The sequence below is a fragment of the Kitasatospora sp. NPDC087271 genome, assembly GCF_044744605.1.
Taxonomy (GTDB): Bacteria; Actinomycetota; Actinomycetes; order Streptomycetales; family Streptomycetaceae; genus Kitasatospora.
The window spans coordinates 420,607-443,355 of the sequence record NZ_JBIUYQ010000001.1; the positions used below are offsets into that span (position 1 = coordinate 420,607).

The following is a 22,749-nucleotide window of genomic DNA, read 5'->3' on the forward strand; positions in this document are numbered from 1 at the left end:
GCCTCATGCCTCCAGGGCCGAGCGAAGGTCCCACAGGGTGCGCCAGGTGCCGGCGCCCTGTTCGGCGCGCCGGCGGACCGGTCCGTCCCAGTAGCCGAGCAGCCGGGCGGCGTCGGCCGGGTCGTCCTTGCGCACGACGCCGATGAGCTGGCCGGGGAGGCGGCCGAGCAGGTCGCCGCCGTCGGGCAGGTAGGCGGCGGTGACACCGAGCGCGGTGGCGACCGAGACGGCTTCCGCGGTGCTCATCACGGTGGACGGGCGCTCGACGTCCCAGCCTTCGGTGGAGCGGCCTGTGCGCAGGTCGCGGAAGGCGGTGACGAGGGCCTCCAGGACGGCATCGTCCACCGCGTAGGTGGCTCCGGCCCGGGCGACGGCGACGGTCGACTGCCGGCGGACGAGTTCGACCTCGGCGGCGAGGCTGGCGATCGGGCCGACCGTCTCGAAGTTGAACCGCCGCTTGAGCGCCGCGGACATCTCGCTGACGCCCTTGTCCCTCAGGTTGGCGGTGGCGATCAGGGTGAAACCGGCGGCGGCGTGCAGCTGTCCGTCCGGGGTGCCGGCCAACTCGGGGACGGCGACCCGCCGTTCGGAGAGCAGGGAGACCAGCGCGTCCTGCACCTCGGGCAGGCAGCGGGTCACCTCCTCGACGCGGGCCACCGCCCCGACGGTCATCGCGGTGAGCACCGGGGAGGGCACCAGGGCGTCCCGGCTGGGCCCCTTGGCGAGCAGGAGGGCGTAGTTCCAGCCGTACTTGAGCTGGTCCTCGGTGGTGCCGGCGGTGCCCTGGACGGTGAGCGCGCTGGTGCCGCAGACGGCGGCGGCGAGCAGTTCGGAGAGCATGGACTTGGCGGTGCCGGGCTCGCCGACGAGCAGCAGGCCGCGCTCCCCGGCGAGGGTGACGACGCAGCGTTCGACGAGGGCGCGCTCGCCGACGAACTTCTGCTCGATGGCGAGGCCGCGGCGGCCGGCCTTGAGCTTCTCGCCGTCGCTGCCCATGACGAAGGTGACGACGGCGCGCGGGGTGAGCCGCCAGCCGGGCGGGCGCGGGCCGGTGTCGTACGCGGCCAGGAACTCCAGTTCGGCGGCGTGTTTCTCCTCGGGCGGGATGATCTGCCGGCTCGCGGGGGCGGCGTCGGCACTCACCGGTGTGCTGCCCGTCGGTGTGCTGTTGGTCGGTGTGCTGTTCGTCGGCGTGGCGCTCATCGGCGGGCCTTCCTGCGCTTGCTGGTCTGGAGCTCTTCGTAGCCGGGGGCGTCGCCGTCGAGGGTCCGCTGCCAGGCCCGGGCGAACAGCTCCGGGACGGGCAGGTAGGGCAGCGAGACGCGGTGGGTGGGCAGTTCGTAGAGCGCGGCCTTCCAGGTCTCGGCGGGCAGGGCGGGGGCCTTGGCCTCCTGCCAGCCGCCGGGCAGGAAGAGGGTGCGGCCGGCCCGGGCCCGCTTGGCCTCCAGTACCAGGTCGGTGGCGGCGAGTTCGGCGCGGGCGCGCTTGAGCCTGGCCGGCTTCCAGCCCGTCCAGCGGGCGATGTTGCGGTCGGTGGGGTCGGGCAGGGCCAGCAGTTGGAGGTAGAGCACCGCGGCGTCCTCGCCGAGGCCGTGGGCCCGGGCCGCCTCGGCGACCAGGTCGGGGACGGTGAGCTGCGGGTGCTGTAGCCAGGCCGCGGCGTCACCGGCCGCGGCGGCGGGGCCGGCGGCGGCGGCCGCCAGACGCTCCACTTCGCCGCGCAGGACGGCCTCGATGGCGCCCCGCTCGGTTTCCAGCCAGTAGCTGGCGCCCAGCCCGCCGAGCAGTTCGAGCACCGGGTCCTCGGGGCCGGTGAGCCCGGCCGGGCGCAGCCAGACCCGCTCGTACTCGCCGTGGTAGGGCGTCAGGACGAGGGCCGGGCCGCAGTCGACCAGTCCGTTCGGGTCGACTCCGCCCGCGGCCGGCAGGCCGAAGTGGGTGCGCAGGACGGCCGACATCGAGGCGCCCTTGGTGGTGTGGACGAGGTGGAAGTCGAGCAGCAGGTCGGGGTCGGCGAGGCGGCTTCGCAGCGCGGCGGCGGCCGCGGGCAGCAGCGGGCGCAGCGGGCTGTCGGCGGGCAGGTGGTAGGCGAGCCAGCGCAGGGCGTCGACGGCGTGGCCGAGGTCGCCGGAGGCGGGTGCGGCGCTCTGGTCCTCGGCGAGCAGCTGGGGGGTGGACCCGCCGTCGTCGCTGAGCCGGAAGGCCGTGGTGCCGGTCAGCCAGGGGGTCTGTGCGAGGTTGAGCACAGCCTCGATGTGTTCGATCCGCGCGCCCGTGACGGTGGCCTGGGCGGCCTCGGGGAGGGTGACCAGCCGGCCGAAGTGCCGGATCCAGGCGGCGGCGCCGGCGTCGACGTCGGGGCCCTCCGTCCAGAGGGTCTTCGGGTCGGCGGGCAGCAGGGCGCCCCAGACGTCGGCGAGGGTGGTCCGGTCGCGACCGCGCAGCCAGTCCCGGGCGGCCTTGGCCTCGGTGGACTTGAGGCCGTACTCGGCGAGGCGGTCGGCGGGCAGGACGGCGCTGTGCCACTGGAAGAGCCCGGGCGGCGGGCTGAGCAGCAGGGCGGCGCGGGCGGCACCGATCCCGGTGAGCCCGCCGAAGGCGACGGCACGGGCGGGCTGCCAGGGGGCGCCGCCGTGCAGCACGGCCGCCTGCCGGAGCGCGGCGATCCAGGCGGCGTCGACCCGCTCCTCGGTGCCGCGTTCCTTGACGGTGGTGAAGTGGGCGACGGGGCCGAACGCGCCGCTCGGGTCGTGGTCGACGGCGTACCACTGCTCCGTGCCCTCGTGGTGCCGACGGTGGCCGAGGATGACGACGGTGCGGTCGCCGTGGCGCAGCACCTGCCCCTCGCGGGGGACGGCGGGCCGGCGGCGGTCGGCGCGGTCGGCGGGTTCGCCGAGGACGATCTCGCGCAGGGCGGCGCCGCGGTCGGCGAGCACTCCCTCGGTCAGTTCGCCGAGGAGCAGCACGAGGCTGGCGCGGTGGGCCGGTTCGGTGAGCGGGGCGGCCACCGCGTAGGCGAGGGTGTCGAGACGGCCGAGCAGGTGGAGCCAGCCGTGGTGGGTGTCGCCGTGTTGCAGGGTGACGGTGGCCGGGGTGCTCCAGCCCTCGCCGGTGGCGGTCGGCGGGTCGGCCAGGACGGCGGTGACGGCGCGCAGGTTGGTGAGCACCCGCCACCGGTCTCCGTCGCCCCAGTTGGGGCCGAAGCAGGCGACGTCGGGCAGGAGGGTGGTGACGGCCTCGCGCAGTTCGTGGTCACGGCCGTGCTCGGGCCGGTACTCGGCGGCCTCGGCCTTGGACGGCTTCTCGGCCTCCGGCTGCGGGACGAACCGTGCGGTCCGGTCGAGCAGGTCGGCGGCGGTGCGGGCGAGCCCGGCGACCCCGGCGAGCAGCAGCGGGTGGCTGATGCCGGGCAGGACGGTGCCGACCGCCTGAACGGGCAGGGCGCGGCGGGCGCCACCGGAGCGGGCGAGCGGGCGCCGGACGCCCTGGACGGTGATCCAGCGCTGCTCCTCCTCGGGCGCGGGCCGGCTGTCGGTCGGCCAGGCGGCGTCGATCAGGCGGGCGGCCTGCTCGGTGTCGACGCCACGCAGGACGCGGGAGCCTGCCTCGTCGCGGGGCCGCAGGGCGTGCCAGTGGTCGAGCGGGGGGACGAGCCCGGTGCCGGCGGCGGCGAAGTCCCCCGGGCGGCAGGGGCGCAGGTCGGCGGTGCGGTCGGTGTCCGTGGCCAGGTCGGGCAGGGTGAGGGCGAGGCCGCCGCGCTGCGCCTCGGTGACGACCGGTCGGGCCTGGCCGGGGAGGGTGAGGCGGCCGACCGGGACGTGGTCCGGGTGGCCGTCGGTGATCGGCAGGACGATGGCCTGTCCGTCGGCGGTCGTGGTGGTGACGGCGCGGCCGGGGTCGATCCGGACCCAGCTGCCGAGCACGGTGCCGTCGGTGCCGAGCGGCGTCTGCTCCAGGCCAGGCTGGAGCGGCAGCAGTCGGGCGCGAGCAGCGGGCAGCCAGCCTGCGGCCGCGGTGGCGGCGATCACCGGTGGTTCGGCGGCGCGACCGAGGGCGCCGGTGTGCGGGTCGAGTTCGCGCAGGACGGCGCCGTCCTGGCCGTAGCGCAGCGTCCAGTGGCCGGTGCCGTCGCCGAGGACCCGGTGTTCGCCGGGCATCCGGGTGTCGCCGGGGTGCAGCGGGCGTTCGCCGGTGGTGCGGCCGCCGCCGGGCAGCGGGAGGGAGGGGGGCTCAGGATCCCGGTCGCCGTAGTAGTAGCCGGCGATGGTCTCGCCGGTGAGTTCGATGACCTCGCCGGGCCGGCTGGACCAGTAGGCGTGCTGCTTTCCGTCCTGGTACCAGGCGACGAGGAGTTCGCCGTCGACGAAGCGCAGCCGGGGCTGGTTCCAGCGTTCCTTCGCCGGGGGCAGGCGCAGGGTGTGCTCCAGCAGGACGCCCTGCGGGCCGACCACGACGGCCTGGTCGTGGCGGGCGAGGATCAGGTGCGGCCAGGCGTCCTCGACGATCAGGCCGGTGAGGCGCCCGCCGTTGAGGCCGGGGGTGTCGGGCGACTCCGAGTCCGGCCCGGCGGAGTCGGGGTCCGCAGGGTCCACGGGCTTGGCGGGGTCGGTCGGGTCGGTCGGGTCGGTCGGGTCGGCGAGCTTGGCCAGGGCCTCTTCCAGGGCGGGCCAGCCGAGTTCGTCGAGGATGCCGACGCCGAGCGCCCCGGCGAGCAGGGCGGTGACGTCGAGGGCGGCGATCCGCTCGGCGGCGGCCGGGGCGACGGCCCGCACGGCGGTGCGGTACGGGCTCAGCGACTGCACCAGGTCGGCGGCGCCGGCCAGGCCGCGGGCGGCGGTCAGCTCGTCGGCCCGGAGTTCGGCCCACTCCTCGAACAGGCGGCGCAGCAGCGGCAGGGCGGGCACCTGCCGCTTGACGGCGGTGTCCCAGGCGGGCGCGGTCGCGGCGCGCAGGGCGGGCCGGAAGCGCGGGTCGGCGGCGACGGCCGCGAGGCCGGTGCTGTCGGCGCCGCACTGATCGACCCAGTCCTTGAGGTCGAACCGGTGGGTGGCCGACGGGTCGGCGACGGGCACGCCGTGGGCGAGCAGCTGGTCCAGCAGGTCGAGTTGGGTCTGGCTGCGGCGGACGTCGGTGTACAGGTCCACCGGGACTCCGTCGGCCCGCAGCCGCTCGGCCATCCGGCCGGCCAGGGCGACGGTGGCGGCGCAGCTGGGCCGGGAGCGCCAGCCGCGCCCGAGGTGGTGGCACCAGCGCCGGAGCCACGCTGCGGCAGGCTCGGAGCCCTCGGCGCCCTCGGGGCGCGGGCCGGTGAGCAGCTGCTCGGCCCCGGTCTCGGCGAGCAGGCCGAGCCAGGTGGTGTCGTTCAGGGCGGCGTCGGTGCCGGCCGGGTCGGGCATCAGCTCCAGCAGCCGGGCCCGGACCGCCGGGTCGCGCCGGCCGAGTTCGGTCAGGGAACCGTGCCAGGACTTCCAGAACGCGCCGGGCGCCCGGTTGACGCCCGGGGCGGCCAGCAGTTCGGCGAGCAGCGCCTGTTCGTGCTCGGCGCGGTCCAGCCCGGCGGCCTTGATCAGCGCGCGGGCGTCCTCGGCGACCCCGGCGTAGGGGGCCATGCCGGCGGCGGAGCGCTCGGTGCACAGCTGGCGGAAGCGCTGCCAGGCGGTCAGCGCGTCGAGCCGTCCGGCGAGCTCCTTGACGTACTGGCGCAGGGACTTGACGGTGAGCGCGCCGGCCAGGGCGAACTCCAGGAAGACGGCGCGCAGCCGCTCCTCGTCGACCGTCAGGCGGTAGGTGCGCTCGGCCTCGCGGGCCTTGCCGAAGTAGCTGGCGGCGTAGGTCTGGTTGCCGTGGGCGAGGAAGATCCGGCCGACCTCCTCGCAGAAGGTGGGCAGGAAGTGCGGCACGGCGCGGCCGAGACGGGCGGCCAGCGCCTCGAACCCGTCCTTGGCGGTGCCGGGCTTGGACCGGGCCTGGCGGGAGAGCCGTTCCATCTCCTTGACCAGGGCGAGCGCGTGGTGCCCGTTGGCCGGGTCGTGGACCAGCGCCCAGGCGGGGAAGCCGAGCGCCTCCTGGCGGACCTGGCCGACCTCGGCGGGCGCGCCGTCGGGGACGAGCCCGAGGAAGTCGACGGCGAGGTCCTCGGCCGGTCCGAGCGCACCGGGGACCAGCCGGACGATCCGGCGCCCGTCGAGCACGGGGTGGGTGTAGGCACGGGCGGTGAGCACGTCGGCGGCGCTGTCGGGGCGGCCGGCGCCGGGCAGGGTGCCGGGCGGGAGCACGGCCCCCGCGTCGAGCAGCCGCTCGTGCGGCCCGGTGTCCTGGGCGGCCGCCCGGTCGGCGTCCTGAACGGCCCTCTGGTCGAGTCCGGTGGCGGTCATGCGGCGTCCTCCCCTTCGATGGTGCGGCCTGCGTACAGTGCGGCGGCCATCCGCATGCCCTCGGACCAGGCGATCGGGCCGACCTCGGCGAGCGGCAGCACCCGGCCGTCCGGGCCCGCCCAGCTGAGCGCACCCGTCTCGCAGGCGTCGTACTCGTAGTAGTCGCCCACCCAGACGCGGGCCTCGACGGTGCGCCCCGCCTCCACCACGGGCTGGACGGCGGAGCCGCCGCGCACCCGGTGGCCGAGCCGGGCGCAGCGTCCGAGCAGCTCGCGCAGCTCCCGGTAGCGGCCGCCGGCGTAGGTGGTGACCTCGGTGCCGGCCGGCAGTTCGTCCGGCCGGTGCCAGACCTCCCGGTAGAGCTGCGGCACTCGCTGGGAGACGCCGAGCTCGACGGCGAACTCGCGCAGGTCGTCGAGGTCCGGGAGCAGCACGGGGTGGGGTATCAGGATCTCTCCGCCGGTGAGCCGGACGGTGTCGCCGTCCAGGTCCACCAGGCCGATCCCGCGCTCGGCGTCCGCACCGCGCAGGAAGCCGGCGACGGCGCCGTCCGAGCCGGTGACCACCAGGTCGCGCAGGACGGCCTGCCAGGCCTCGTCCGCCCAGACCGCGGTCAGCACGGCGGCGGGCACCGGCAGCGAGCGCACCATCCACCGCTCGACGTCCTCCTGGCAGCGCCGCTCGTGCGCGGCCAGCCACTCGGTGAGCTGCCTCAGCTGGACGACCACCGGATCGTCACCGAGCTTCGACGGCAGGGACTTCAGCTCGCGGCCCGCCGCGTTGCGGCAGACCACCTTGCCCTCCCCGTCGAGCGCGACGCGGTACCCTCCCGCGCCTGTTTCCACCCATGCCACGGACGTCTCCTCCCACCTGCCGGTCAGCGATGCGAGGAACGTAGCGAGGCCCACTGACAAAGCGGCAGCCGGAGAGGCCGCTCCGCGGCTTCCTGGGCGCAAACCCGTCGAACGAGTGAACGGGGCAGACGGCACGCCGCCTGCCCCTCCACCCGCCTCCCGTCGCGCGCCAGGTCATGCCTGACGCATCGTCAACGCACCGGCGCCGCACGGGGAACGATCACCGGCGCGCCGTCCCCGGGGGCGGCGAGCACGTCGCTGTCGATGTCGTACAGCGCGCGCACGAGCGGTGCGTCGACCACCTCGCGGGGCGGGCCGCAGGCCACCACCGAACCGTCGCGCAGGGCGACGACCAGGTCGGCGTAGCGGGCCGCCGCCGCGAGGTCGTGCAGCACCATGACGACCGTCCGCCCGCCGGCGGCGACCTCGCGGACCAGTTCCAGCACCTCGACGGCGTGCCCGAGGTCGAGCGCGCTGGTGGGTTCGTCGAGCAGCACGACGGGCGCGTCCTGGGCGAGCACCATGGCGAGCCAGCAGCGCTGCCGCTGGCCGCCGGAGAGGCGGTCCAGCCGACGGTCGGAGAGTTCCTCGACGCCGGTGGCGCGCAGCGCCCCGGCGGTGAGCCGCTCGTCGTCGGCCGACCACTGGCGGAAGAGCCCCTGGTGCGGGTGGCGGCCGTAGCGGACGAGTCCGGCGACGGTGACCGCCTCGGGGGCCTGCGGGCTCTGCGGGAGCAGCGCGACCCGGTGCGCGGCCTGGCGCGGCCGCAGCCGCCAGACGTCCTCGCCGCCGACCAGCACCCGCCCGCCGTCCGGCCGGTGCAGCCGGGCGACGGCCCGCAGCAGGGTGGACTTGCCGCAGCCGTTCGGGCCGACGACGGCCACCACCCGGCCGGCCGGGACGGTGAGGTCGACGCCGGCGAGCACCGGGCGGCCGGGGCCGTAGCCGGCGGTGAGGCCCTGGATCGTCAACTCCATCGGGGGTTCCTTCGGTTGGAGGGGGCTGCGGGCCGGCCGGGCAAGGTGCCGGCCGACCGGGTACGAGCCCGAGCGCGGACACGGGCCCGAACAGGGCCCGAACGCAGGCACGACCCCGGACAGGGCCCGAGCGCGGACACGGGCCCGAACGCGGACCGGTCAGGAGGCGGCGAGCGCCTTGCCGATGTCGCCGATGACCACGTCGGCCGCGAGCGGCCCGCCGCGGGTGGACCAAACCGAACCGTCCACGGTGACGGCGTGCTTGTTCTTCACCGCGCCCAGCTCCTGGTAGGCGGGCTTGGACTGGACGTCCTTGAGCGCGGTCTTGCCGTCGTCGGTGAGGGTGGACAGGAACAGCCAGTCGCCGTCGATCTCGGCGAGCTTCTCCAGGCTGAGCGCCGGGCTGTGCGCGTTGCCGTCCTTGTCCTGCGCGGCCGGGCGGGTGAGGCCCATGTCGAGGGCGACGCCGCTGGCGAACTGCTTCTTCTCCATCCAGCTCGGCCCGGTCGGGTTCCAGCGGACGATGGAGACGGCCGCGCCCTTGTTCTTGCCGAGGTCGCCACCGGCCTTGGCCGCCTTGGCCTCGTAGTCGGCGATCACCTTGTTGGTCTGGTCGAGCTTGTTGACGGCGTTTCCGATGCCGCGGAAGGCGAGCTTCCAGTCGTCGGTGGGCGCCATGGTGACGAGGGTGGCGGGGGTGATCTCGCGCAGCTGCTTGAGCATCTGCTCGTCCTGCATGTCGCCGGCCAGGATGAGGTCGGGCTTGGCGGCGATGACCTTGTCCATCACGGGCTGCAGCAGGTTGCCGACCACCGGGACGCCCTGGACCTTGTCCTTGAGGTAGGCGGGCGGCTCGTTGAGCCCCTGGCCGTTGGTGATGCCGACGGGCTTGACGCCGAGGGCGAGCACCGCGTCGAGGTCCTCCTGGGTGAGGGTGACGATCCGCTGGGGCGCGGCGGGGATCTCGACGGCCTTGCCGGTCGCGTCCTTGACGGTGCGCTTGCCGCCGGCCGCGTCCGCCGCCGGGCTGCCGGCGGCGGCGGAGGAGCCGCCCGCGGAGCCCGAGGATCCGGAGGAGGACCCGGAGGAGCCGCACCCGGCGAGCAGGAGGGCGGCCGCCCCGGTGACGGCCAGCGCCCGGGCCGCGCGGCGGCGGACGGGGTGGAGCGGGCTCTGGGCGAACGGCATGGGTGCCTCCGGGCAGCGGTGGTACGGGGGTTGGGCGGCGTCCGGGCGACCCGGCACGGTGACGGTGCCCACAGGACGATGCGCTCATTAGGTTAGCCTTACCTTATGACATTGTCGCAAGTGGGCGCCCCCGGGGAGTCCCGCACCGAGCCGGACGCCCCGCCGCCGCCGACGCCACCGCGCGGGGACGGCCGCCGGGCCGCCTGGCCGATCGCCCTCGTCGCGGTCGCGGTCCTGCTCGCCCTCGCCGCGCTCTCGCTGTCCGTCGGCGCCGGGGAGGTCGGCCCCGGGCGGGTGCTGGACTACCTGCTGGACCGCCACGGCGCCCGCGCGGACGGCCGGCTCGCCCTCGTCGTCGGCGACCTGCGCCTGCCCCGCACGGCCACCGCCCTGCTGGTCGGCGCCGCGCTCGGGGTCGCCGGGGCGCAGTTGCAGTCCGTCACCCGCAACCCGCTCGCCGAGACCGGACTGCTCGGCGTCAACGCCGGCGCCTCGTTGGGGGTCGTGCTCGGCATCGCCGTGCTCGGCATCCAGACCTCGTACGGGTACCTGGCCTTCGCCTTCGGCGGCGCCGTGCTCGCCAGCACGCTGGTGCTGCTCATCGCGGGTGCCCGGGGCGGGTCCCCGATGCGGCTGGTGCTCGGCGGCTCGGCGGTCGGCGCCACCTTCGGCGGGCTCACCGGCGTGCTGATCGTCAACTCTCCCGAGGCGTACGACCGGTACCGGGTGTGGGTACTCGGCTCGCTGGCCGGGGTGGAGGGCTGGACGACGCTGCGCCAGCTCGCCCCGGTGCTCGGCGTGGGCTTCCTGCTCGCCCTGCTCGCCACCCGGCCGCTCACCGCGCTCGCGCTCGGCGACGACCTCGCCCGCGGTCTCGGCCACCGGCCCGGCGCCACCCGGGCCGCGGTCGCCTTCGCCGTCACCCTGCTGACCGCCTCGGCCGTCGCGCTGGCCGGCCCGATCTCCTTCCTCGGCCTGCTCGCCGGGTTCCTGGCGCGGGCCGTCGCCGGCCCCAGGGTCGGGCAACTCACCGTGCTCGCAGGTCTGTTCGGTGCCGCCGTGCTCACCGGGGCCGATGTGCTGGCCCGGGTGGTGGCCCGCCCGTTCGAGGCGCCGGTGTCGGTGATCGTCTCCCTGGTCGGCGCCCCCGCGCTGATCGCGATCGTCCGCTCCCGCCGGACCGCCGCGCTCGGCATGGCCGACCCGGCCGAGCCCGCCCCCGTCCGGCGGTCCGAGCCGCCCGCGCCGAAACCCGACCTGGTGCTGCGGCGCGGCGCCTGGTCGCTGCTGCTCCCCCGCCGGGCGCTGCTCGCCTCGCTCGCCCTGGCCGCGGCGCTGCTCGCCGTCGTCGTCGTGTCCGCCCACGCCGGGCAGAGCGAACTCGGCCTCGGCCGCACCCTCCAGGCCGTGTTCGGCTACGGCGACCGGCTGGACGTGCTGCTGGTGCAGAAGTTCCGGCTCGGCCGGATCGTCGCCGGGCTCGCCGCCGGCGCCGCCCTCGGCCTGGCCGGCTGCCTCACCCAGACCCTCGCCCGCAACCGCCTCGCCACCCCCGAACTGCTCGGCGTCAACGACGGTGCCACCGCCGCCGTCCTGATCTCCGCCACCGTCTCCGGCACCTTCGGCGCCTGGTGGGCCGGCCCGCTCGGCGCGCTGGCCGCCGTCCTGGTCGTCACCCTGGTCTCCGGCGGGCTCGGCGCGCAGGGCTACCGGGTGCTGGTCGTCGGCCTCGCGATGTCCGCGCTCGCCTCGGCCGTCATCCAGGTCGCGCTCGCCCGCCGCTCGCTCAACTCGGCCGGTTCGCTGTACGTCTGGACCTCCGGAAGTCTCAACGGGCGGGACTACGCCGTCGCCACCCCGGTCCTGATCGGGCTGGCCGTGCTCGTACCGCTCGCGCTGGCGGTGGCCCGGCGGCTGGCGGTGCTGCGCTTCGACGACAGCGTGGCCGCCTCGCTGGGCGTCGACCCGGGCCGGGTCCGGCTCGGCTGCCTGCTGCTGGCCGTCGCGCTGGCCGGGCTGGCCGTCGGCGTGTGCGGGCCGGTCGGCTTCGTCGCGCTGGCCGCGCCCGTGATCGCCGGACGGCTGGCCGGGCCGGCGCGCGTGCCGGTCCTCGGCTCGGCACTGACCGGCGCCGTCCTCGTCGTGCTCGCCGACACCGTGGGGCGGGTGCTGATCGGCGGGGTGGAGATCCCGGTCGGCATCGTCACCACCGTCCTCGGCGGCCCCTTCCTGCTCTGGGTGCTGCTCGGCCGCAAGGGCACCCCCGCTTAACCTCCCCGAGGAGTACCGCAGATGGAAACCCTTCCCCTCGTCGAGCCCGATCCGGCCGACCCCGCCTACCGCCTGGTCACCTTCGTGCACGAGGACGCGTCGTGCGACGGCGTGCTCGCCCTCCTGCACACCGTCACCGACAAGGACCGGCACGACGGCGACCTCTCCCCGCACCTGATGACCCGCCGCGACGACGGCCGCTGGTCGATCACCTACCGGCTGCGCGCCGACCACCGGGCGTCCTACCAGCTGTACCCGTTCCGGGGGGACGCCCCCGGCACCGCCCGGGCGGACTGGCTGCGCGTCCTCGACCACGCCCGCCCCGACCCGCACGACGCAGCCCCCCGGCTGCCCGCCCGCGACGGGCGCCACCCGTCGTCCGTGCTCAGCCTGCCCGACGCCCCCGCCCAGCCGTACGTCCGGCGGCGCGACGGCGTGCCGCGCGGGCGGACGGTGGCCCACGAGGTGGCCGGGCGGCGGGTGGACGTCCACCTCCCCGCCGGGGGCGGGCCTTCCGCCGGTGGCGGGCCGTTCGCGGTGGCCGTGCTGCTGGACGGCGAGATGTGGGGCGAGGTGCTGTCGGTCGGCGACACCCTCGACAACCTGGCGGCGGACGGCGCCATCCCGCCCACCGTCGCCCTGCTCGTCCACACCATGGGCCCCTGCCGACCCGACGACCTCAGCTGCAACCCGGCCTTCGTCGACCTCCTCGCCGACCGCCTCCTCCCCTGGGCGGCGGCGGAGTTCGGCACCACCACCGACCCGGCCGCCACCGTGATCGCCGGCCAGAGCGCGGGCGGCCTCACCGCCGCCTTCGCCGCGTTCCGGCGCCCCGACCGCTTCGGCGGCGCGCTCTGCCAGTCCGGTTCCTTCTGGTGGCCGGACGAGACCGAGTTCGACGAGGGCAGTGAGTGGCTGACCCGCCAATTCGCCCGCGAGCAAAGGCGGGAGGCCCGGTTCTACGTCGAGGTCGGCCTCCAGGAGTGGATGCTGCTCCCGCAGAACCGCCACCTGCGCGACGTCCTCACCGCCCGCGGCTACGACCTCGCGTACCGCGAGTTCAACGGCGGCCACGACTACGCCTGTTGGCGCGGCGGGCTGGCGGACGGGCTGGCGCACCTGCTCGGGGGTGCCTGACGGTCCCCACCGGGTCGGCGGACCGGCGCGCCGCGACGGGGGCGTGCTAGCGTCCCGGTGGCGGCGCGCCGGTGACCGCCCCGGACGAGATGTGCGCCGTACCCGGCCCGCCAAGACGACGCACCGAGGGAGACGTCATGGCCGCCGGTGCCCCGATCGCCCGTCCGCTCGACGTGCGGTGGATCCACGGGTCCCCGTCCGCGAAGCACAACACGGACCCGGACATCCAGGTCCACGCGTACGACGAGCACACCGTCATCCTGCGGCAGAACAAGGCGGTCGACTACGAGGCGCCGTTCCTGTTCCTGCTGTTCGGGGGCGAGCGGGCGGTCCTGATCGACACCGGGGCCACCGCCTCCGCCGCGTACTTCCCGCTGCGCACCGTGGTCGACGGACTCATCGACCGGTGGCTCGCCGACCACCCCCGCGACGGCTACGGACTGCTCGTCCTGCACACCCACCCGCACGGCGACCACGTCGCGGGCGACGGGCAGTTCGCCGACCGGTCCGCGACGACCCTGGTCGGCGCCGACCCGGCCACGGCCTGGCCGTACTTCGGCTTCGACCAGGACCCGGACGCCGTCGCGCGGGTGGACCTGGGCGGCGGCCGGGTGCTCGAATGCCTGGCCACCCCGGGCCACCACCCGGCGGCCGTCACCTACTACGACCCGTGGACGGGCCTGCTGCTCACCGGCGACACCGTCTACCCGGGCCGCCTCTACATCGACGACTGGCCGGCCTTCACCCGCACCGTCGACCGGCTGATCGACTTCGCCGAACGCCGCCCGGTGACGCACCTGCTCGGCTGCCACATCGAGATGACCCGCACCCCCGGCGTCGACTACCCCATCCGCACGACCCACCAGCCCGACGAGCCTCCCCTGCAGCTGACCGTCGGACACCTCCGGGCCATCCGCACCGCACTCGCCGACCTCGGCGACCGGCCGCGCCGGCACGCCCTGCCCGACCTGATCCTCTGGCCGAGCGCCTGAGCCCGGAAGGCCGCGTCCACCGAACTGACGCCGCACCCCGCGATCGCGGGGTGCGGCGTGGCTGTTCAGTCGGCGGGGGGTGGTCCCGGCGCCTCCCGGGGGAGGCGGGTGGTGAGGAGGGTGCCGGCGGCGACCAGCGCGGCGGTGAGCAGGAGGGCCAAGCGGTAGGGGCCGGGTGAGCCGCCGCCGGTGTCCAGGGCACCGATGAGGGCGGCGGTGGCGGCGATGCCGAGGGCGCCGCCGAGGGTGCGGACGATGGTGAACAGGCCCATGGCGCGGCCCATCGCGGGCCCGGGGACGTCGGCGAAGCCGGCGATCTGGACGGTGAGCACGGCGGTGCCCAGGACGAGCCCGACCGCGAACATCAACGCCCTTACGGCCCAGGGGTTCTCGGCGAAGCCGAGGGTGGCCAGGACGAGTGCGGCGAGCAGCAGCGCGGGCAGCGCGAGGCGGCGGGGGCCGAACCGGGGCAGCAGGCGGTCCACCACCTGGGAGGCGGCCATCAGGCCGATCGCCTCGGGGAAGACGCTCAGCCCGGCGTCGAGGGCCGAGGCCCCGAGGGCGGCCTGGTAGAGCAGCGGGAGGACGAACAGGGCGCCCATCAGGCCGGCCGAGGTGAGCAGGGCCAGCCAGGTGGCGGTGCCGAAGGTGCGGTCGGCGAGCTGCCGCAGGTCCACCAGCGGTTCGGCGGCGCGGAGTTGGTGGCGCACGGCGATGCCGAGCAGGAGGAGACCGGCCACGCCGCTGAGCGCCACTCCCGGCGAGGACCAGCCGTGCGCCGGGCCGAAGCCGAGCGCGTAGGTGAGCAGTCCGAGGCCGGGCGTGGCGAGCAGGAAGCCGGCGGTGTCGAAGCGCCCGGCCGGGGGCTCGTCCGCCGCGCGCAGGCCGATGAGCCCGGTCACGACGGCCGCGACCCCGATCGGCACGTTGACCAGGAACAGCCAGTGCCAGGAGAGGTGTTCGGTCAGGAGGCCGCCGAGCGGCGGGCCGAGGGCGGGCATCAGGGCGGTCGGGACGATCAGGATCCGGCTCAGGCCGGCCCGCTCGTGCGGGGCGAAGGCCCGGAACAGCAGGGTCATCCCGACCGGGGTGAGCAGCCCGCCGGCCACGCCCTGGACGGCCCGCGCGGCGGCGAGCGAGCCGAGGCCGGGGGCGGCGGCGCACAGGGCGGAGGCGAGGGTGAACCCGGCCAGGGAGCCGAGGAAGACCCGTTTCACGCCGAACCGGTCGCCGAGCCAGCCCGCCACCGGCAGGCCGACGGCGAGGCCGACCAGGAAGGCCGTCTCGACGGCGTTGGCGGCCGAGACGGGCCGCCCGAAGTCCTCGGCGATGGTGAACAGCGCGGGGTTGACGATGGTCGAGTCCAGGCCGTTCATGCACATCGCGGCGGTGTAGACCACGACCACCGCGGCGCGCCCCGCGAGCAGGGGGCGCGCCGGGGCGGCCTCGACGGCCGGAGGGGTCACAGGTCGGTCCAGTGGGCGGTGATCCACTGCACGGCGTCGGCGCGCTCGCACGGGCCGTGGGAGACGTTCCAGCCGGCCGGGACGGCGGCGAAGGCCGGCCAGAGCGAGTGCTGGCCCTGGTCGTTGACGAGGGCGAGGAACTCGCCGTCGCCGTCGAAGGGGTTGGCGGGGGCGTCACTCATCGGAGGACTTCTCCAGGTGGTCGGTGATCACGCGGGCGATGTGCGCGATCGGGGCGGGCAGGGTCATGTCCTTGTGCGAGCAGGCGACGTCGGTGTTGTCGATGCGGCCGGACACGTACGGGGTCCAGAGTTCGGGCACCAGGGTCTCGTCGATGGTGTCGACGGTGGCGCGGAAGAACAGCACGTCGCCGTCGAAGGGGCGGTGGTCGTGGCCGCGGACGAGGTGGTTGGTGTTGAGGTAGATCCGGTTGAGGGCGGCCACGGTGGCGTCGTCGAGTCCGGCGAGCGGGCTGCCCTCGCGGCGCAGCAGCTCGGTGACGGCGGCGAGTTCGAGTGGCCGCCCGGCGAGGTCCTCGGGGCCGTAGCCGCCCATGGTGAGCAGCGCCTCCAGCGCCTCGGCCTGGTCGGGGACGGGCAGGTCGCGGAAGCCCTCGGCGGGGTAGGCGTCCAGGATCGCGAGCAACTCGACCGCGTGGCCGAGGTCCTGGAGCCGGACGGCGACGGCGTGCGCGATGATCCCGCCGGTGGACCAGCCGAGCAGCCGGTACGGGCCCTCGGGCTGGACCTCGCACAGCCGGTCGACGTAGTGCGCGGCCAGCTCGTCCAGAGTCTGCGGCAGGGGCCGGGCCGCCGTGGCCGCGCCGACGCCCTGGGCCTGGAGGCCGTAGATCGGCAGGTCGGCGGGCAGGTGGCGGATCAGGCCGGTGTAGCACCAGCTGAGGCCGCCGGCGGGGTGGACGGCGAACAGCGGGGTACGGCGTCCGGGCGCGGCGGGCCGCAGCGGGAGCAGGACGTCCAGCGCGTCGGCGCTCTGCGAGCCGGCCGCCAGGGCCGTGTCGAGGGCGGCGACGGTGGGCGACTGGAACAGGGTGCCGATGCCGACGTCCAGGCCGAGCAGTTCGCGGATCCGCCCGGCGAGGCGGACGACCAGCAGCGAGTGGCCGCCGAGGGCGAAGAAGTCGTCGTCGACGCCGACCGCCGCGACGCCCAGCACCTCGGCGAAGAGTTCGCACAGCTGCTGTTCGCGCGGGGTGCGCGGCGGGCGTCCGGCGCCGGTGGCGGGCGCGTCGGGGGCGGGCAGGGCGCGGCGGTCGAGCTTGCCGTTGGCGGTGAGCGGCAGCCGGTCGAGCAGGACGACGGCGGAGGGCACCATGTGGGCGGGCAGTTCGGCGGCGGCGTGGGCGCGCAGGTCCTCGGGGGTGGGGGCGGCGACGGCGCTCGGGTCCTCGGGGCTCGCCGTGGTGACCGCGTAGCCGACCAGTCGCTTGTCGCCCGGGGCGTCCTCGCGGACGACCACGGCGGCGTCGGCGACGCCCTGGTGGGCGGCCAGCACGGCCTCGATCTCACCGAGTTCGATCCGGAAGCCGCGCAGCTTCACCTGCTGGTCGGCGCGGCCGAAGTACTCCAGGACGCCGTCGGCGCGGCGGCGGGCGAGGTCGCCGGAGCGGTACATCCGGGTGCCCCGTTCGCCGAACAGTTCGGCGTACGGGTCGGCGACGAAGCGTCCGGCGGTGAGGTCGGGGCGGCCGAGGTAGCCGCGGGCCAGGCCGGCCCCGGCGACGTACATCTCGCCGGTGACGCCGGGCGGGACGGGCTGGAGGTGCTGGTCCAGGACGTAGACCCGCAGGTCGGGGATGTTGACGCCGATGGTGCTGCTGCTTCCGGCGGCGGCGGTGGCCCGGTCGAGGGCGATGTAGGAGACGTGCACGGTGGTCTCGGTGATGCCGTACATGTTGACCAGGGTGGGCGCGTCCTCCGGGTGGCGGGCGTACCAGTCGTCGAGCCGGGCCAGTTCGAGCGCCTCGCCGCCGAACACCACGTAGCGCAGGGCGAGTTCGGATCCGGGGCGGTCCCGGTCGGCGGCGCTGAGCTGGTAGAAGGCGGACGGGGTCTGGTTGAGCACGGTGACGCGTTCGCGGGCGAGCAGGTCGAGGAAGGCCGCCGGGTCGCGGCTGACCAGGTGCGGGACGACGACCAGGCGTCCGCCGTGCAGCAGGGCCCCCCACAGCTCCCAGACGGAGAAGTCGAAGGCGTAGGAGTGGAAGAGGGTCCAGACGTCGTCGGCGCCGAAGCCGAACCAGTGGTCGGTGGAGCTGAACAGCCGGACCACGTTGTGGTGGGTGACGGGGACGCCCTTGGGCCGGCCGGTGGAGCCGGAGGTGTAGATGACGTAGGCGGTGTCCTCGGCGCGCAGCGGGCGGGTGCGCTCGTGCTGGGCCAGCGGGGTGGCCGGGTGGGTGGCCGACTCCGGTCCGTCGACGAGCAGTTGGGGCACCTGGTGGGCGGGCAGCCGGGGCGCGGTGGCGCGGTCGGTGAGCAGGGCGGCGGGGGCGGCGTCGGCCAGCATGTAGGCGAGGCGGTCGGCCGGGTAGTCGGGGTCGAGCGGCAGGTAGGCGGCGCCGGACTTGGCCACCGCGAGGAGGGCGACGACGAGTTCGAGCGAGCGCGGCAGGGCGAGGGCGACGATGGTGCCGGGGCCGATGCCGTTGGCGGCCAGCAGCCGGGCCAAGCGGTCGGCGCGGGCGGCGAGTTCGGTGTAGTCGAGCTGATCGTCACCGCAACTGACGGCGACGGCCCGCGGGTTGGCGGCGGCGGCGGCCTCGAACAGCCCGGCCAGGGTGGCGTCCGGGGCCGACGTGTGCGGGGCCGACGTGTACGGGGTGCCGTTCCACTCGACGAGGGCGCGCAGCCGCTCCTCCTCGCCGATCAGCGGGAGCCGGCCGATCGCGGTGTCGGGGGCGGTGGCGGCGGCGGCGAGCAGCCGGGCGAGGCGGGTGGCGAGCCCTTCGACGGTGGCGGCGTCGAAGAGGTCGGTGCGGTACTCCAGGAAGCCGCCGATGCCGCCGTCGGGGAGCTCGCCCGCGTTGAGGGTGAGGTCGAACTTGGCGGTGCCGCTGGGGACGGCGGCGATCCGGGCGGTGAGGCCGCCGCCCAGCGGGTGGGGCTCGTCGGGGCGGCTCTGCCAGGCGAGCATCACCTGGAACAGCGGGTGGCGGGCGAGGGAGCGCGGCGGGTTGAGCTCCTCGACCAGACGGTCGAAGGGCAGGTCGGCGTGCTCGTGGGCGGCGAGGACGGTGCCTCTGACCTTGCCGAGCAGCTCGCGGAAGGTCGGGTCGCCCGAGGTGTCGGTGCGCAGGACCACGGAGTTGACGAAGTAGCCGACCAGGTCAGCGGTCTCGGGGTCGTCGCGGCCGGCGACCGGGGTGCCGACGGGGATGTCGGTGCCGCAGCCGTGCCGGGTGAGCAGGGCGGCGAGTCCGGCCTGGACGGCCATGAAGACGGTGCCGCCGGCCGCCCGGGCGAGCGCGGCGAGGGCGGCGTGGGCCTCGGCGTCGAGGGTGAAGGGCACGGTGGCGCCGTGGTGGCCGGCGACGGCGGGGCGCGGGCGGTCGGTGGGCAGTTCCAGCTGGTCGGGCAGGCCGGCCAGGGCGGTGCGCCAGTACTCCGACTGCCGCGCGGCGAGCGGGCTGGGCGCCTCGGCGGTGCCGAGCAGCTGCCGCTGCCAGGCCGTGTGGTCGGCGAACTGCACGGCGGGCGCCGGGAGTTCCGGTGCGCGGCCGGCCAGCCTGGCGGTGTAGGCGGCGGACAGGTCGCGGACCAGCGGGGTGGTGGAGGCGCCGTCGCTCGCGATGTGGTGGAGCAGCAGGAGCAGGGTGTGTTCGGCCGGGCCGTGGGTGAACAGGGTGGCGCGCAGCGGCGGCCGGCCGGTGAGGTCGAAGGCGTGCCGCACGGCTTCGGCGAGCTCGGTGCCGTCGTGCAGTTCGACGGGCTCGGCGGGCAGCACCCGCTGGTACGGCGTGCCGTCCGGCTCCTCGCCGTAGACCGTGCGCAGCACCTCGTGCCGGGCGGCGAGGTCGCCGAGGGCGAGGGTGAGGGCGGTCCGGTCGAGCGGGCCGGTGAGGGTGAGGGCGAGCGGGATGTTGTAGGTGGGGCTGGGGCCCTGGAGCCGGTGCAGGAACCACAGGCCGCGCTGGGCGGGTGACAGCGGCATCCGGTCGGTGCGCGGCACGGGCACCAGCGCGGGGCGGGTCTCGGGCTCGCCGCCGGGGTGCGCGTCGAGCAGGGCGGCGAGAGCGGCCGGGGTCGGGTGGCGGAAGACGTCGGCGAACCCGACGGCGGCGGCGAAGGTCTCGCGCAGCCGGGCCGCGAGGCGGCCGGCCAGCAGCGAGTGGCCGCCGAGGTCGAAGAAGGAGGTGTCCCGCCCGGGCGCCTGCGGCAGGTCGAGGACGTCGGCGAACAACCCGCAGACCAGTTCCTCCTGCGGCGTGGCCGGGGCCGTGCCGGGCTCGGCGGCGGCCGGCTCGGGCAGGGCGCGGTGGTCGAGCTTGTCGTGGGCGGTGCGCGGCAGTTCGTCGAGGACCAGGACGGCGGCCGGGACCATGTGTCCGGGCAGCCGGGCGGCGAGGGCGGCCCGCAGCGCGGCCGGGTCGAGGGCGACGCGGGGGGCGGGGGCGGGTTCGGCGCTGTCCTCCGGCTTGGCCTCGGACTCGGAGACCGCCTCGGAAACCGCTTCGGAGGCTGCCTCGGGAGCCGCCTCGGAGAGCACCTCGGGCACGACGTAGCCGAGCAGCCGCTTGCCCTGCGGACCGGAGCGGGCGATCACCACGGCCTGGGCGACGCCCGGCAGTTGGGCGAGGACGGCGGCGATCTCGCCGGGCTCGATCCGGAAGCCGCGGATCTTCACCTGGTCGTCGGCGCGGCCGAGGAATTCCAGGGTGCCGTCCGGTCGGCGGCGGGCGAGGTCGCCGGTGCGGTACATCCGGTCGCCGGGCGGGCCGAACGGGTCGGCGAGGAAGCGTTCGGCGGTGAGGTCGGGGCGGCCGAGGTAGCCGCGGGCCAGGCACGCCCCGGCGACGTACAGTTCGCCGGCGACGCCGTCGGGCGCGGGGCGCAGCGAGCCGTCGAGGACGTAGGCGCGGGAGCCGCGCACCACCCGGCCGACCGGGGCGCCGTCCGGGCCGGGCGTCCAGGCGTAGGCGTCGACGGTGGTCTCGGTCGGGCCGTAGAGGTCGATCGGGTGCAGGCCGGGTGCGGCGGTGAGGCGCTGCCAGAGGGCGGGCGGGGTGGCCTCGCCGCCGACCGCGATGACCGCCGGGCGGTGCCACTCCTCGTCCAGGATGCCTTCGGAGAGCAGGACTTCGAGGTAGGAGGGGGTGACGTCGAGGTAGTCGACGCGTTCCCGGTGCAGGTGGCCGGCCAGGGCGGCCGGGTCGCGGTAGGTGGCGTCGTCGAGCAGGTGCAGCTCGTGGCCGTGGACCATCCACAGCACCGGGTCCCAGGAGGCGTCGAAGGCGAACGAGGCGCTGTGCGCGACGCGCAGGCGCTCGCGGCCGGTGCGGCGCACGGCCGGGGCGATGTGGTCCTCGCCGTGGCCCGCGTACAGGTTGGCCAGCGAGGCGTGGGTGACGACGACGCCCTTGGGGCGGCCGGTGGAGCCGGAGGTGTGCAGCACGTAGGCGGCGTGGTGGGGCCGGGGGGCCGGGGGTGCGGTGGCGGGCTCGGCGTCCGCGTCCCCGGGCAGCACGGCGGGCAGGCCGGCCGGCAGGTCCAGTTGGGCGAGGGCCTCGGCGGTGCCGACCGCGCAGACCGGGCGGGCGTCGTCCAGGACGGCGGCCAGGCGCTGCCGGGGGTGCGCGAGGTCGAGGGAGACGCAGGCGCCGCCGGCCTTGAGCACGCCGAGCATCGCGATCAGGGTGTCCACGCCGCGCGGCAGGGCGAGCGCGACGGGCGCACCGGCGCGCACGCCGAGGGCGTTCAGGCGGTGGCCGAGGCGGTTGGCGGCGGCGTCCAACTCGGCGAAGGTGAGGGCGACTTTGCCGCTGCGGACGGCGACGGCGGCCGGGGTGCGGGCGGCCTGCGCGGCGAACAGCTCGGGCAGCGTCCGGTCGAGCGGCGGCTCCGCGCGGCCGGCGGTGGCGCGGCGCAGGCCGTCCGGGTCGAGCAGGTCGATCCGGGCGATGGGCGTCTGCGGGGCGGTGAGCAGCAGGTCGGCGAGGGCGTCGAGGTAGCGCAGCAGCCCGTCGCGGTGGGCCGCGAGTGAGGCGGCGTCGTGGCGGGCGGGGTCGGCGTCCAGGACGAGGCGCAGCGCGCCGTCGGGGGCGGGCGAGACGCCGACGGCGAGGTCGTCGACGGGCCCGGCGGCGAGGTTGCGGACGACGCCGGGCAGGCCGGCCAGGTCGAGATCGCCCTCGAAGGCCTTGATGTTGACCATCGGGCCGAACAGGGCGCGCCGCTCGCCGGTCAGCCCGAGGTCGCGGCGCAGGTCCTCCAGCGGGTAGCGCTGGTGGCGGCGGACGGCGCGCAGTTCGCGGACCACCCGGCGCAGCAGCGCCTCGGCGCTGTCGGCGGGGCGGACGGCCAGGCGCAGCGGGAGGACGTTGGCGGCGGCGACGGGGGTGCGCAGGGCGGCCGGTCCGCGGCGGTTGGCGAGCGGCAGGCCGAGCACGACGTCCTCGGTGCCGGCCAGGCGGTGCAGGTAGCCGGCGGTGGCGGCGAGGAGCAGTTCGGCCCAGGTGGCGCGGGCGGTGGCGGCGGCGCGCTCCAGCCGGTCGCGGGTGCCGGCGGGCAGCTCGGCGGTGAGGCGCAGGGGGGCCTGGGCCGGGGTTGCGGACGGCGCGGGCGCCGGGCTGCCCGGCAGGGTCGCCGGGGTGTCGGCTCCGGCCAGGCGGTCGGCCCAGTAGGCGCGGTCGGCCGGGTACTCCTCGCCGTCCCGGTAGGCGGCCTCCTCGGCGGCGACCTCGGCGAGGGTGGCGAACGGGCGTGCGGCGGGCTCGGTGCCGGTGGCGTGCGCGGTGTACAGCTCGGCGAGGCGCTCGCCGAGGAGGTTCAACGCGTAGGCGTCGACGGCGAGATGGTGGATCCGCCGGTACCACTGGTACCGGTCGTCGGCGAGGCGGATCAGCGCGTGGGTGAATAGCGGGCCCTCGGCGAGGTCGGCCGGGCGGGCGAGGTCGGCGCGCATCCAGGCCTCGGCCTCGGCGGCCGGGTCGTGCGCGGCGCGCAGGTCGAGGTGGTGCAACGGCCAGCGGCGGCCGGGGCGCGGCTGCTGGCGGGGCGTGCCGTCCGGGCCGGTGACGACGACGGCGCTCAGTGCCTCGGCCTCGTCGACCGCCTGCCGCAGCGCGTCCTCGAACCGGGCCTCGTCGAGCGGGCCGGTGATCTCGACGGCGTCGCCGGTGTTGTAGACCGGGCTGTCGGGGTCGAGTGACTGCGCGTACCAGATGGCGGCCTGGGCGGCGAGCAGCGGGACATCGACGGCCTGGGTTTCGACGGCAGGCATGGTTCGGGGTGCTCCTCGGGGTCCGGCGA

At 76.1% G+C, this 22,749-nt stretch carries 11 protein-coding genes and 1 riboswitch; of the genes, 3 read left to right on the plus strand and 8 right to left on the minus strand.

What is annotated here, in order from left to right:
- Window positions 1-3 precede the first annotated feature (3 nt).
- The 5 genes from ACIO9K_RS01825 to ACIO9K_RS01845 form a co-directional block, all read right to left on the minus strand.
- Window positions 4-1,203 carry an AAA family ATPase gene (locus tag ACIO9K_RS01825; protein WP_400326069.1) on the minus strand — a complete coding sequence of 400 codons (1,200 nt, stop codon included), beginning with the start codon at window positions 1,201-1,203 and terminating at the stop codon, window positions 4-6.
- Window positions 1,200-6,374 (minus strand): hypothetical protein, encoded by a 5,175-nt coding sequence (locus ACIO9K_RS01830; RefSeq protein WP_400326072.1) that lies wholly within the window; start codon window positions 6,372-6,374, stop codon window positions 1,200-1,202. Before ACIO9K_RS01830 ends, ACIO9K_RS01825 begins: the two co-directional genes overlap by 4 nt.
- Window positions 6,371-7,228, minus strand: coding sequence for a DUF4132 domain-containing protein (locus ACIO9K_RS01835; protein ID WP_400326075.1), 858 nt, complete (start codon window positions 7,226-7,228; stop codon window positions 6,371-6,373). Before ACIO9K_RS01835 ends, ACIO9K_RS01830 begins: the two co-directional genes overlap by 4 nt.
- 191 nt (window positions 7,229-7,419) lie before the next feature.
- Entirely contained in the window at window positions 7,420-8,205 is a 786-nt protein-coding gene (locus ACIO9K_RS01840; RefSeq protein WP_400326078.1) for an ABC transporter ATP-binding protein, read from the minus strand.
- A gap of 159 nt (window positions 8,206-8,364) precedes the next feature.
- Window positions 8,365-9,393 (minus strand): iron-siderophore ABC transporter substrate-binding protein, encoded by a 1,029-nt coding sequence (locus ACIO9K_RS01845; RefSeq protein WP_363616475.1) that lies wholly within the window; start codon window positions 9,391-9,393, stop codon window positions 8,365-8,367.
- A 105-nt stretch (window positions 9,394-9,498) separates the two neighbouring features.
- Between ACIO9K_RS01845 and fhuB the strand changes: the two genes are divergently transcribed.
- The 3 genes from fhuB (at window position 9,499) to ACIO9K_RS01860 (ending at window position 13,793) form a co-directional block, all read left to right on the plus strand.
- Window positions 9,499-11,664, plus strand: coding sequence for a Fe(3+)-hydroxamate ABC transporter permease FhuB (fhuB, locus tag ACIO9K_RS01850; protein WP_400326081.1), 2,166 nt, complete (start codon window positions 9,499-9,501; stop codon window positions 11,662-11,664).
- Between the two features lie 21 nt (window positions 11,665-11,685).
- The gene (gene fes, locus ACIO9K_RS01855; RefSeq protein WP_363616471.1) at window positions 11,686-12,801 is read left to right on the plus strand and encodes an enterochelin esterase; all 1,116 of its coding nucleotides are present in this window, start codon (window positions 11,686-11,688) and stop codon (window positions 12,799-12,801) included.
- A gap of 64 nt (window positions 12,802-12,865) precedes the next feature.
- Window positions 12,866-12,926: riboswitch (guanidine-III (ykkC-III) riboswitch) on the plus strand.
- A 12-nt stretch (window positions 12,927-12,938) separates the two neighbouring features.
- Window positions 12,939-13,793 carry an MBL fold metallo-hydrolase gene (locus ACIO9K_RS01860; RefSeq protein ID WP_400326085.1) on the plus strand — a complete coding sequence of 285 codons (855 nt, stop codon included), beginning with the start codon at window positions 12,939-12,941 and terminating at the stop codon, window positions 13,791-13,793.
- A gap of 65 nt (window positions 13,794-13,858) precedes the next feature.
- On the opposite strand, the gene ACIO9K_RS01865 is transcribed toward ACIO9K_RS01860, so the two are convergent.
- Genes ACIO9K_RS01865 through ACIO9K_RS01875 form a run of 3 tightly spaced genes read right to left on the minus strand, consistent with a single transcriptional unit; the run spans window position 13,859 to window position 22,720 of the window.
- The gene (locus ACIO9K_RS01865) at window positions 13,859-15,259 is read right to left on the minus strand and encodes a DHA2 family efflux MFS transporter permease subunit (protein WP_400326088.1); all 1,401 of its coding nucleotides are present in this window, start codon (window positions 15,257-15,259) and stop codon (window positions 13,859-13,861) included.
- A complete protein-coding gene (locus ACIO9K_RS01870) occupies window positions 15,256-15,441 on the minus strand; it encodes an MbtH family protein (protein WP_063349847.1) in 186 nt (61 codons plus the stop codon). The genes ACIO9K_RS01865 and ACIO9K_RS01870 overlap by 4 nt, the downstream gene beginning before the upstream one ends.
- Window positions 15,434-22,720: an amino acid adenylation domain-containing protein gene (locus ACIO9K_RS01875; protein WP_400326091.1), complete on the minus strand. Its 7,287-nt coding sequence runs from the start codon at window positions 22,718-22,720 to the stop codon at window positions 15,434-15,436. The genes ACIO9K_RS01870 and ACIO9K_RS01875 overlap by 8 nt, the downstream gene beginning before the upstream one ends.
- Between the last annotated feature and the right edge of the window lie 29 nt (window positions 22,721-22,749).

Bases quoted from the DNA above. Each gene is read 5' to 3' on its own strand.
- ACIO9K_RS01830 (WP_400326072.1), bottom strand. From the start codon at position 6,374: ATGACCGCCACCGGACTCGACCAGAGGGCCGTTCAGGACGCCGACCGG.
- ACIO9K_RS01860 (WP_400326085.1), top strand. From the start codon at position 12,939: ATGGCCGCCGGTGCCCCGATCGCCCGTCCGCTCGACGTGCGGTGGATC.
- ACIO9K_RS01825 (WP_400326069.1), bottom strand. From the start codon at position 1,203: ATGAGCGCCACGCCGACGAACAGCACACCGACCAACAGCACACCGACG.
- ACIO9K_RS01845 (WP_363616475.1), bottom strand. From the start codon at position 9,393: ATGCCGTTCGCCCAGAGCCCGCTCCACCCCGTCCGCCGCCGCGCGGCC.
- ACIO9K_RS01875 (WP_400326091.1), bottom strand. From the start codon at position 22,720: ATGCCTGCCGTCGAAACCCAGGCCGTCGATGTCCCGCTGCTCGCCGCC.
- ACIO9K_RS01870 (WP_063349847.1), bottom strand. From the start codon at position 15,441: ATGAGTGACGCCCCCGCCAACCCCTTCGACGGCGACGGCGAGTTCCTC.
- ACIO9K_RS01840 (WP_400326078.1), bottom strand. From the start codon at position 8,205: ATGGAGTTGACGATCCAGGGCCTCACCGCCGGCTACGGCCCCGGCCGC.
- fes (WP_363616471.1), top strand. From the start codon at position 11,686: ATGGAAACCCTTCCCCTCGTCGAGCCCGATCCGGCCGACCCCGCCTAC.
- fhuB (WP_400326081.1), top strand. From the start codon at position 9,499: ATGACATTGTCGCAAGTGGGCGCCCCCGGGGAGTCCCGCACCGAGCCG.